Source organism: Sphingobacterium yanglingense, from assembly GCF_004363245.1.
In the GTDB taxonomy this organism is placed as follows: Bacteria; Bacteroidota; Bacteroidia; order Sphingobacteriales; family Sphingobacteriaceae; genus Sphingobacterium; species Sphingobacterium yanglingense.
The window spans coordinates 335,009-347,124 of sequence record NZ_SNYV01000016.1 but is presented as its reverse complement, the minus strand read 5'-3'; the positions used below and the strand labels follow the sequence as shown (position 1 = coordinate 347,124).

Genomic DNA, 12,116 nt, shown 5'->3' with positions numbered 1-12,116 from the left:
TGCCTGTAAAGGCGAATTTATGTAGGTTTGAATTCGATATGTATAATATAAAAAGGGTTGTAGGAGCGCTATTGTTGTCAGGAAGCTTGATGGCTAATGCGCAGGAGATAGAGAAGCCGAATGTTAAATCAAAAACTTCTTTCGCAATTGTCGTTGATAAAGCGACTTACCAAGCGGTAGGTTCCGAAATTCGTGCCTATAAGCAGGTTGTGGAAAAAGATGGACTGGGGACTTATATCATCTATGATGATTGGCAGTCGCCAGAGAAGATTCGTCAGATATTGCAAAAACTACATCAGGATAAAGGTGCCCCCTTAGAAGGAGTTGTGTTGGTTGGTCATATTCCGGTGCCTATGATTCGTGACGCCCAGTTCTTGACTTCAGCATTTAAAATGAATCAAAAAATACGATGGGACAAATCTTCAGTGCCTTCCGATAGGTATTATGACGATTTTGACCTTAAGTTCGATTTCTTGAAACAGGATACCGCAAAAGGTAAGGAACACTACTTCTATTATAGTTTACGACCAGATTCAAAACAATACATCGATATGGATATCTATTCGGCTCGTATCAAACCTCCGGTAGCGGCTGGTGAGCAGATGGTTCCTAAGATTAAAGCCTACTTGAATAAACTGATCACGTTACGTTCAAAAAGTTATCCATTGAATGATATGTTGGTTTCTTATGGACATGGCTATAATTCGAATTCGGTCAATGCCGTCTCAGGCGAAGCCCTAGCGCTGAAATCACAATTGCCACATCTTTTTAGACCAGGAGGGTCTATCAAGTTTCTCAATTTTAGAAATGCTGATTTCATGAAATTTAATCTATTGTCTGAACTGAAAAGGGATGGGGTGGATTTTGCCTATATGACTGGGCATGGTACACCTACATTGCAGTTGATTAACGGCTATCCGCTTGTGTCCAATCCACAGCCTTCGATGGAGAATGTGGCCCGTTATCTACGGTCCAAAATGCGTGATGCCAAAGACGATGGAAGAGACGTAGAGAAAACAAAAGAAGGATTTAAGACCTCTTTGGGGGTATCAGATAAATGGTTTGAGAATATATTTGATGCCAAAGTAGCAGAAGAGGATTCTATTTTCAACGCAAATCTGGATGTGCAGATTGAGGATGTCCGCAACGCGGGTATTCAAGCAAAGCTTGTCTATTTGAATTCTTGTTTGACAGGTTCTTTTCATTTAGATAATTATATTGCTGGATATTATCCTTTCTCTAATAATGAAAACGTAGCAGCTGTTGCGAATTCTGTTGGTGTCTTACAAGATTTATGGCCTGCAGAAATGATGGGCTTGTTGAATAAGGGGTATCGTGTTGGCAACTGGCTTAAGCATATTGCTTATCTAGAGACGCATGTACTTGGAGATCCCACCTTCCACTTTGATGCTAAAGATAGCTATGCGCTCAACGAGGCGGTGATGCTCAATAAAGATGTCACGTATTGGAAGAATGCATTGAAGGAAAATGATGCTGATGTACAGAGCTTAGCTTTAGTCAAATTGGTAGCCTTAATGCCGGAGAAGGAAAGTGCACCACTATTAAGAGATATTTATTTCAGTTCTCCGTTCGAGACCACACGTATGGAGGCATTCCAGCTGTTACGTCAATTTGAGAATAAGGAATATATTGAAGTCTTACACGCTGCAAAAAATGATCCTTATGAGTATATCCGTCGTCGGGCAATATATGATCTAACGGATTTTGGATCAAATGAATTTGTTAAAGATCTGATCCAATTCTATGTTTCAGATCCGCATTCTGAGCGGGTTGCTTATAGAGTGAGATGGGCATTGCAGTTTATGGACCCAGTATTAGCGAAACAAGAAGTGAATACCCTAATCCGGGAGAACAAAGCGGTTCATAATGGAGCTGCTCTGGCAGATAAACTGGATAAAGACTTGGATTACTATGGAAAAAAACGCGATGATTTGATAAAATCTCTCCAAAATGAATCGCTTTCTGAGAAAGAAAAACTGGGAGAGGTTACAACGTTGCGTTTATACCGGCACCATGCGGCAGTACCTCAGGTAATCACATTGATAAAGGATGAAAAAACACCCGAAAGCATTCGTGTAGCAGCGTTGGAGGCATTGGGCTGGTTTACTTTGTCTTATCAAAGGGCTAATATCATCAAAGGTTGTGATGAAGTACTGCTTTCTGATGCTCCACAAGCGGTAAAGGATGAAGCATTGAAGACGAAAAACCGAATTCGGGAAGCGACGCACAAGATCTAATAGTTTGTATCGATGAGAACAAAATTGCGGCAGATCTGTTAAGTACAATGAGGAAATAATAGTTAATGACCATTAAAAAAAGTCAAATTTTTCACATATGAACCTTATAGAGATAACAAGCCGGATTGCTATTCGTGTCGAGACCGTATGGAATGCCTATAATTCAGTAGAGGACATTATGCAGTGGAATCATGCCTCGGATGATTGGCATTGTACAAGTTCAATCAACGATCTGCGCATAGGCGGAAAGTTTATAAACAGAATGGAAGCGAAGGATGGGAGTTTTGGATTTGACTTTGAAGGTGTCTATACCGAATTAATACCCTTTAAGAAAATTGCCTATACTATGGCAGATGGTCGTAAGGCGGAGGTGAATTTCGAATCGCATAAAAACTATACAGACGTACTTGTACGTTTCGAACCCGAGCTTGAAAATCCGGTGGATATGCAACGGGATGGTTGGCAAGCGATATTGAATAATTTTAAGAAATACGTCGAATCCGTTTATACGGTTTGATTTCAGAATAAAAAGCACGCGCGCCGTACCTATACCAGGTGCGGCGCGCGTGCTTTTTGATGATTTTATTAATGCTGATGCGCCTCAAGCGGAGGGGTAATCATAATATGGGCTTTGTAGGTGCCCTCATCCATTAGCCAAGGCATTCCCAAGTTATTGTGTTGATTGGAAAGACCGAGGTCAGCTGCTTTAGCGAAAGGAACATAGATCACATATCTTCTTTTAGCATCTTTAATCTCTCCCGTTTCTAAATTCACATCCTTAGCGGCTCCCCAATAGCCATATAGCGTAGACGGAGTCTGAGGTATGGACAGTTTACCCTCTTTAAATTCCTGTTCACGGATTTTATCCCTTTCTTTACGTTTACCCTGCGCTATCAGTTCGCGTCCCCGAGCCATTAGAGGTTCTAAGCTCTCTGGGTAACAATAGGCGTAATACACCGACATTTTGTAGTCTGGAGCCAAACAGATGTAGCAATTGCTCCCCTCACGAAGGGTGACGAAGTTTCCTTCTTGGTCATATCCATATACCTTTGCTCCATCCCTAAATTCGGCAGGAGCAGCCTGTACTGCAATTTTAATCTGAATTTCCGAAGCTAAAATTTTCTTGTCCTGTGCATGGATGTTGCCTATACCCGCCCAGAGTAGTAGTGCAACGATTATCAATTTGTTCATTCTATAATTAATCATTTAAAAACTCAATTTAATCTATTTATTGTGCGTTCTATTTCAATTTTCAATTCTTTGGAGATCTTGGACTTTAATAGCGTCTGAAAATTTAGCAAGATTGCCTCCCTTTTCCAGGAATGGCTAAAAGTCCCTAGCGCAGTAGCAAATGCAATGCGCAGTTCAATAGGTTCCTGTCTATCATTTATTATATCAAGTATACCATCTATACCAGGGTGATAGTTGCGGGCTGCTAGGAGCTTAACTAGGGCAATCCGTTCTTCTGTAGGCCTAGTTTTATCTTTTATCTGCTCCAGTGAGATTTCAAGAACAGAAGGCTGCATATAGCTGTTTTTTACGGATTCTATTTCTGTCTCTTGATGTAATCGATTGCTGTTGCTTAAAGCCTTTGTCAGTGATTTTTCAACTCTATTCCTGTCAAATACTTCAAATGCTGCTATTATAATCTGCTGGACTCGTAGTCTAGACTTGTCATTTATCCATACATGTGCTAGCGAGGGGATTAAAGTCGTGTCTCCGATCATTCGGGCATAGACCGCAGCTTGTTGAGCGACTAGTTCATATTCATCACTGAGCCCAGTTGATACAGCAGCTGTAAAATCTTTATTCTTATAGGCAGATAAAGCGTTTAGTGCTTGTAAGCGTACGGTACGATAAGGAGAAGTTTCAAAATAGGGAGTTACCGCCTCTGATAAGGTTGCGTTGTTAGCGCTGAGTTTATACAGCGCCAGTGTTTGGTAGATCGGATTGTCTTTCTTTAATAATAAACGCCAATATTCCGGATTATCTTCTTGACTGAGTTTTTCATTTAGTTTTTCCGTGTCCTTGTTTGCAAAATGAAAGGTCGGATCTCCAAATAAATGACGCTCTAGGTTTAAACCCAGATTGTGAATATGCCCCCAGCGTATGCCGTAAGATAATAGACCGCTAAAGTTTATGTCTGTAGTGGCTGGTCGGCTATTGGCTTGTACTGCTATGGTGTGACCAGGATTGAAGATGTATTGACGGGCAGCATATGCTGTGCTATCGAATGCTCCGGCAGGCTGTGTATCGAGGATAATGTATAAAGGATACGTATGCAGTTGTTTAATTTTCGGGTCTTGTAAGATCGGGCTGCTATCCGAGCGAATTAAAAATAAATCAACCTCTTTACGTTGCATCTCGTTTAAAATTGATGCGTTATTGTTGGTCTTAAAAGCTAATTGCTGTAAGCTGTTTGTCCGTTTTACTAAAAAAGGGAAGTACTCCTTGTAGGCTTTGGGCTCATCTTTCCAGGCAGCCGTACATCCGTTATAGTAATTCCTACTCGTTGAGCTAACGACATGGTCTAAGACATTGTCACGACGTGTGCCAGCTACTTTTAAGAGGTAGCTAGTAATTGCTTCATAGGAATCACTAGGCTTTAACGTCGGGTAGTAGATTCGAGCGGAATAAAAGCTTGGGTTGATATTTCGCGGACTGCTCTCCTGTAATTTATAATAGTGGAGGTTCGTTTGGGCTGCATCTTGTTTGACATATTCAAAGTTGAGGTGCAGGTCGTCGTAGAAGCGATCCGAAGGAATGGCCATGCTATTCGCTGAAAAATCATAAACCATAGGGATAGGGATATTACCAATAAAGACAGCCCCTTCCAGCGATTGTTTCGTTTTGTGCAGCTTGATAAGCTCTTTTTTGATATCGTCAGGGCGATTGAATACACCATGAATGATATAGGTCGGTATACCGTCGCCCTCAACTGTTTTTTGATAGGCTCTTATGGCGTCTTCTGTATGTGTATAGGTATCCTGGTCTACGACTATTGCAAAAGCCTTATTACTTGTACCTAAGCTGGGTTTTTCTATCTTCAACTGTCCATAAGCAGTGACTGCAATAGAGAACAGGATGAGTAGAGCGAATAGAGACTTTTGCATTAGTTTATATTATTTAAAGTTCGGCGGGCTTCGTCACGTAGCCTTTTTGAATGTCTGGTGTCTACCATGAGCTCTTTACAAGCCGCTATAATTTCCTGTTTACGGTAAGAATCCCCGAAACAGGATAAAGATTCAAGCATTGCAATTCGCAAATCTATAGGCATCTTGCTGTTGCGTACGAACTCAAGGTACCTTGTTATGGATGGATGATAGTGTATGGTCCGTAAATCACTTATTCCCTGTCGTTGACTAGCCGGTTTTGTGTCAAAAATATTCTTGTCGATTTCTAGATAGATCCCTTTGAACTGGTTCTCATAAAAGCTTTCTTTCGCCTTAACGTTATCAATAAAGTTGTTGGCGGTCATAAAACGTTGTTCAGCGATGTTTTTAATCAGATCTTTATTAAACGCATAGAGTGCCATGTTTATAGCAGATAATATGCCTTCTGCGTGTTGATTCTCTATATAGGCATCTACTAAGGCGGGGATGAATATAGGATCTCCTATACGTGATATGGCATTGATTACTTCCTGACGAATCGATTCATCAGTGTCTTTAATGCCCTTTGCAAAAAGAACGGATCTTGTTTCTCCTTCCTGGCGGTCTGCTAGATGGATGCAGGTATAACGTACCGTAGCATAATTGGAATTGTCGTAGTACTGCGTGATAAGCTTTGATAGTCCCTCATAATTATGAAGATAGAGTTGGTTCAATAGAAAACTCTGTGCCTCTGGAGATTTGGATTTTGACAGGGCTTCTACTAACTTTTTAGTGCCCCCTTCATGTACATATCTGGTTAAAGTATCTGTCGAATTAATGGAGAAAGCGAATGTAGGGTCCCCGAAAAGGTGTGATTCAAGTGTATTATTAAGTTTGCTCCATTGACCGATATTGAGGCCCATGCCCAAAGAGCCTATGAGGTATGTAGGATGACGGTGCGGGGTCGGTTGGACCGTGTTGGCCAATACAGTTAATGTAGATCCTTTACCCATGGTGAACTGACCTGCGCTATATTGTCCTTCACTAAAATTTCCTATGGGGTCGTCCGCAAAAATGGTGAAAGTAACATTTGGATAGATCGATGCCACATTGGAGAGCGGATATTGGCGAATGAAGGCAATATCGAGGTCCCGTCTTCTAAATTGATTAATGGTTTCATTCTGCAACGTACGTTGTTTGTCATCCTTGTAATTTTGAAACTGTGTACTTGTCTTTAAAATCTGAGGGAATTGCTCTTCTAGAAAGTTTGAGTGAGATGACCAAGCAGATAAAGGCTGATAGGCAACGTAGGACATCACCTGATCGATACTATCCTTGTTTAAGCGGGCTTGTATTGCTTTGTTGAGGTAAGTGTTAATCTGTTGATATTTGTCAGTGTCTCCATCTGTAGCTGGTTTGAGACGGGCAGAATAAATAGTCGACCTGATGCGGTTTGGGGAAGAGATTCCTAAATTATAAAAAAACAATTGCGGATTGGTTTTGCTCTGCTCAAGAAAATCGAAAGTCAATCCGAAATCATCATAGAAGCGGTCCGATGGGATAGCTGTCGATACATTCGTGAGATGTTGCGCTTTTAGCACCATCGGAATGGGGATATCACCAATAAAGATAACACCTTCTATCTTGACGGTTTCGTAAAGCCTTTGCAGTTCTTTTTTTAGTTGTTCTGGGGACTTCCAGTCGTGATAAACAATTAAGGTAGGGAGAAGCTCTGATTCAACGATATCGCGGTAAGCAAGAATTTCTTTTTGACATTTTTCAAAGGTGCTTCTGTCGGTAATGATAGCGAAAGAGCGATCTGCTATTTCGATTGTGGGCGATATGATTTCTTGAGCTCTAACTGTATTCAAGATAGATAGACACGAGACTAAAACGAAGAGGAACAGTTTGTGTGAAGCCTTCATGATGAAAAAATAAGACTAAAGGTAAAACCAGAAATAACTGAAAATCGACAAAATATCAGCAGCAAATATAAGCTGAAATTCTTAATAGTAGATCGGGAGTAGTCCTCCGAAAACTAATCCTATTGTCAAATTAAGTCCTTAATCGGAGTCAGGAGTGCCTTGATCTGTTTCTTGGAGCTTGGCCAACAGAGCATTCACTTCTTCTTCTGACGAAGTTAGTTTCGCCTTGCAGATCAGTATCAACTGAGAGGCCTTTTTTATTTTGTCAGCCAGCTCATCCACATTGACATCTCCCGTTTCTATTTCAGAAACTATTTGCTGTAATTCGCTAAACGCGTCCTTGTATGTATAGTTTGACTCCATATATTACTAAGTTGTTGAGAGGACTTTACTAGATAATATGCCATCGGCATAAATTGTTTCTATGATATCACCTTCTTTGATCTGTTCTTTTGAAGTGACAGCCTTTCCATTTATCCGTGTAATACTAAATCCCTTCTTTAAGAGAAGCTCGGGGTCTGCCATATTAATAACGCGGGAGATTCCCTCTAGTGCATTTTGTTGCTCCTTTAGAATATGTTGGCCGTACAGTTTCAATTGTTGAGATAACATTTGTATCTGGTGTCCTTCTGATGTAAGTTTCTGTTTGCTATTCCAAGATAGTACCTGTGCCGATTCCGTAAGTTTTTTTTGGTTTAGTAGAAAAAAATCTTGGGCAAGAGAAATCATCCTTTCCTGTGCTTTGTCTACGGGGATTGAAAAGTTGTGAAACTTCTGGATTAGGAAGTCTGCGAGCTCACTTGGGGTAATTGCATTTTTGTAAGCTACCATTTCACTAACTGTTTCATTGGTCGAGTGCCCTATCCCTGTCAATACAGGAATGGGAAAGATTGCAATTGCTTTAGAAAGAGCGTAGTTATTATAACTCGATAGACCGACTTCACCACCACCACCGCGGATGATTGCTACGGCGTCATATTTTTCGAGGTGATCGGCAATGGTAGCGAGTTGACGGATAATTGAAGGGATGGATTTATCCCCTTGTAGAAGAGCTGGATAAAGTGTTGTCTCTATTTTGTATCCCCAGGGGTTTTGCGTGATGATTTTAAAGAAATCAGATAGACCTTTACTGGTTTCAACCGAAATTATAGCCAAGCGCTTGGGGAGTAACGGGAATGCCAATCGTTTATTGGCTTCAAATAGGCCTTCTTGCTGTAACTTAGCTATACTTTCCTTTTTCTCTTTTTCAAGTTCACCCAGAACAAATGTGGGATCTATGTCTACTATGCGAAGGCTTAGGCCATACAAAGGGTCGTAAGATACTCCTGCTTGAAATAATACCGTTATGCCATCTCGTAAAGGTTCGTTGAGCAATTGAATGAACTGTGTGTTAATTCGTTCAAAATCTGTTTTCCATAGTATGGAGCGTATCTCTGCAACTATTTTGCCATCTTTCTTCTCGACAAGTTCAGGATAACAGTGTCCGGAATGCTTGTAATGGTTGAGTTTGTTCATTTCTGCTTTTATCCAATACAAGCTCCTGTAACGCTCTGCAATGGTTCGCTGTATGCTCTTCGTTACTTCTAGGAGGGAAAAAATAGTTTTGTCTTCAACCACTTCAGGCATGAATCAAAGGTAAATAAAAACTTTGATGTATAGTACAGGGATCAACTGGGAGACAGATTTGCAACAACTTATCTTTTAAAGGGAAATTAGAACGAATTTTAAACGCAGATTATGGGGATTTCATTCGCATATATCCGAATGAAGTCCCTATAAAGTCCGAATAAAGTCCCTGTTAAATCCCTATTAAAAATAAACAGGGTACCTAGCTGGTTACAACCTGTACCAAACTTATTGGAAACATTTATTTAGAGAGATAAAGGTAGTTTCTTATTCATATTGCGTTTTTGTGCGGTTTTTGCATATATTTACTTTAGAAACCTTATTGTCATGAATCAATTATCAATAAAATCCCTGACGCTCTTCGTCTTTGCTATGCTATGTGCCGGAGCTGTTAATGCGCAGTATAAACAAACAGTGTTAAATAAAACACAACTGCTATTCAATAAAGAGCATGCTGTCCCTCTAGGTCGTCTTGATCAAACAAAAATTGCGGTTGTAACTCCTGATTTGCAGAAGTATGCCCCCTTTATTCAGCAGCTAGAGCGTTACGCAGATGTCGCATCCTTTGATTTTTCCAAATATGATGAACAGACAAAATATTTTAATACGATTATAGTAGGCGGTACAGAGGCAGATCTTAGCAAAGAGATGTTATATATGTTGAGACAGTCGTTGGTCAATCGCAAGAATATTATCCTTTGTCGATTTCAGGACCTAAATGGGAGTATACCTCAATGGGCACCATTATTAGGAGGCCGCGTCACGGAGCTTGGCTATCCGTCTTTTTCTGAAGTTGCGCAACGAAATATGGCTATGAGTGTCTTCGGTGGTTTGGCGATTACAGAAGGTAATAGTCGTAATCGAACAGAACAGACTCGTCTACAGTATACGCTAGGGGAGGGATCCGGTCTGAATATAGCGAAGATGACCCAAAAGATAGATCGTATTGCCGATGAAGCTATTCGTGAAAAAGCGGCACCTGGGATGGTGGTTATGGCGGTTAAGAACGGACAGGTTATTTTTGAAAAGGCTTATGGTACACACACCTATGACAAAAAGAGCCCTACAGTAATAGACGATATCTTCGATCTAGCTTCAGTAAGTAAGATTGCGGGGACTACACCTGTCATTATGCACCTTCAGGAAAAGGAGATTATCAATCTAGATAGCACGATGGGGCATTACTTATGGCAAGCCAAAGCTGGCAATAAAGCAAATATCTCCTTGCGTACGGTTCTATTACATGAGGCAGGCTTTACTCCTTTTATTCCTTTCTATCGTCATTTGAAACCAGGAGATCTTCAGACGACTTCCTCTGCAACGCATCAAACGAAAGTGGCAGACAATGCTTATTTGAGAAATAATTACTACAGAGATGTAATGTGGCCAGAGATGTTGAATTCGGCCGTGAAGCCGATAGGTGATTATGTCTATTCGGATATCAGTATGTATGTGATGAAAGAGGTAGCGGAGCACGAGACCGCTATACCGATGGACGAATATGTACAACAGATACTCTATCGGCCAATAGGAATGAAGACCGCTGGGTATAATCCAAGAGAGCGATTCGAAAGATATAGAATCATTCCTACTGAAAATGATACTTCTTTTAGAAAGGTGTTGCTAGAAGGGTATGTGCATGACCAAGGTGCTGCAATGGCAGGAGGAGTAGCTGGACATGCGGGGTTGTTTTCGACAGCCAATGATTTGGCTATTTATGGTCAGCTTTTACTGAATAGAGGAGAGTATGGTGGTACACGCTACTTTAAACCGGCTACGGTCGACCTGTTTACCTCCAAACAGTCCAAAACGAGCCGCAGAGGATTGGGCTTTGACCGTGCCGATTCGGATCCAAAGAAAGAGTACCCCTCAAAATTGGCTAATTCTGCTGTTTTCGGGCATACAGGATATACTGGTACTTGTATCTGGGTTGATCCGAAGCATCAATTGACCTATATATTCTTATCTAATCGGGTGCATCCGCAGGTTTCAAACAAGTTATCAGATCTGAGTATACGGGGACGTATGTTGGATGCAATATATGAGACTATAAACGAAGCGAAATGAAAAAGGTATTGAGCTTTTTATGCCTGTTCGGGCTTGTAACTGTAGGATGGGCACAAGACCATGAAGCGGTACACCGTAGGATTATGGTTGTTGATGGGCACAATGATGTGATTATTACAAGCATTTTGAAGGGGAAGGATATCGGCAAGCGTTTGCAAAGCGGGCATACGGATATTCCTAGATTGCTGGAGGGCGGTGTGGATGTACAGGTTTTTGCCGTATGGTCGGATGACAAACGTTGGCGCAAAGGCGCTTTTAAGCACGCAAATGATCAAATTGATGCTTTAGAAAAAGTGATCGCCCAAAACCCAGATCAAATTGCGTTAGCAAGAAGCACAGAAGAGATTGCCAAGATTTACCGTGAGGGCAAGATAGCTGCTTTAATCGGTGTTGAAGGAGGTAATATGATTGAGTCCAGTATCTCTAATCTCGAAAAACTATATGATCGAGGGGCTCGTTATTTAACACTGACCTGGAATTATAATCTCCCTTGGGCAACTGCTGCAGCTATTGAAGATAGTAAGCCGGTGTCTCAACAGCGGGGCTTATCAAAGAACGGGAAGGCGATAATCCGAAAGATGAATGAATTGGGCATGATGGTGGACCTCTCGCATGGTAGCAAAAAGCTGTTTTACGATGTGTTAGAAGTTAGTACGAAGCCTATTTTAGTATCACATAGTAATGCAGCGGCGCTCACACCACATTCTAGAAATCTGGATGATCAGCAATTGGCAGCGCTGAAGAAAAACGGAGGTGTTGTCGGAGTCAACTTTTACGCAGGTTTTTTGGATAGCGATTATGAATCCCGACTAAAGGAGGCATACATTAAATATGTAGGGCCAATTAATAAAGAAATGTCTACCTGGGCGCAGTATGTAAAACTCACGAAGCAGCAACAATATGAGGTGACCGCTCCGTTATCCAAGTTGATAGATCATATCGATTATCTCGTAGAAAAAGTTGGAATAGACCATGTTGCTATCGGGTCGGATTTTGATGGAATAGAGGCTTCTCCCCAAGATTTAGAAGATGTGTCTCAGTTCCCGAATCTGACTAAGGCCTTATTAGCAAGAGGCTATAGTGAAGATGCCATAGCAAAGATAATGGGGTTAAATTTTTTACGTATTTTAAAGGAGAATGAATAACCG

Annotated in this window: 9 protein-coding genes; 4 read left to right on the top strand and 5 right to left on the bottom strand. The window is 41.0% G+C overall.

Annotation, left to right across the window (positions count from 1 at the left end):
* Positions 1-38: 38 nt before the first annotated feature.
* On the top strand, positions 39-2,258 hold the full coding sequence (locus tag CLV99_RS17790) for a HEAT repeat domain-containing protein (RefSeq protein ID WP_133585854.1): 2,220 nt from the start codon (positions 39-41) through the stop codon (positions 2,256-2,258).
* A gap of 97 nt (positions 2,259-2,355) precedes the next feature.
* On the top strand, positions 2,356-2,775 hold the full coding sequence (locus CLV99_RS17785) for an SRPBCC family protein (protein ID WP_133585853.1): 420 nt from the start codon (positions 2,356-2,358) through the stop codon (positions 2,773-2,775).
* A gap of 68 nt (positions 2,776-2,843) precedes the next feature.
* Here the strand turns inward: CLV99_RS17785 and CLV99_RS17780 are convergent, their stop codons facing one another.
* The 5 genes from CLV99_RS17780 to xseA form a co-directional block, all read right to left on the bottom strand.
* Positions 2,844-3,449 carry a hypothetical protein gene (locus CLV99_RS17780; protein WP_133585852.1) on the bottom strand — a complete coding sequence of 202 codons (606 nt, stop codon included), beginning with the start codon at positions 3,447-3,449 and terminating at the stop codon, positions 2,844-2,846.
* Positions 3,450-3,472: 23 nt separating this feature from the next.
* Positions 3,473-5,371, bottom strand: a complete 1,899-nt coding sequence (locus CLV99_RS17775; RefSeq protein ID WP_133585851.1) for a HEAT repeat domain-containing protein — start codon at positions 5,369-5,371, stop codon at positions 3,473-3,475.
* A complete protein-coding gene (locus CLV99_RS17770) occupies positions 5,371-7,221 on the bottom strand; it encodes a HEAT repeat domain-containing protein (protein ID WP_133585850.1) in 1,851 nt (616 codons plus the stop codon). The genes CLV99_RS17775 and CLV99_RS17770 overlap by 1 nt, the downstream gene beginning before the upstream one ends.
* 192 nt (positions 7,222-7,413) lie before the next feature.
* Positions 7,414-7,638, bottom strand: coding sequence for an exodeoxyribonuclease VII small subunit (gene xseB, locus CLV99_RS17765; protein ID WP_133585849.1), 225 nt, complete (start codon positions 7,636-7,638; stop codon positions 7,414-7,416).
* A gap of 6 nt (positions 7,639-7,644) precedes the next feature.
* Entirely contained in the window at positions 7,645-8,901 is a 1,257-nt protein-coding gene (xseA, locus tag CLV99_RS17760) for an exodeoxyribonuclease VII large subunit (protein WP_133585848.1), read from the bottom strand.
* A gap of 327 nt (positions 8,902-9,228) precedes the next feature.
* On the opposite strand from xseA, the gene CLV99_RS17755 reads away from it, so the two are divergent.
* Positions 9,229-10,968: a serine hydrolase domain-containing protein gene (locus CLV99_RS17755; protein WP_246032795.1), complete on the top strand. Its 1,740-nt coding sequence runs from the start codon at positions 9,229-9,231 to the stop codon at positions 10,966-10,968.
* On the top strand, positions 10,965-12,113 hold the full coding sequence (locus CLV99_RS17750; protein WP_133585847.1) for a dipeptidase: 1,149 nt from the start codon (positions 10,965-10,967) through the stop codon (positions 12,111-12,113). The genes CLV99_RS17755 and CLV99_RS17750 overlap by 4 nt, the downstream gene beginning before the upstream one ends.
* Positions 12,114-12,116 lie beyond the last annotated feature (3 nt).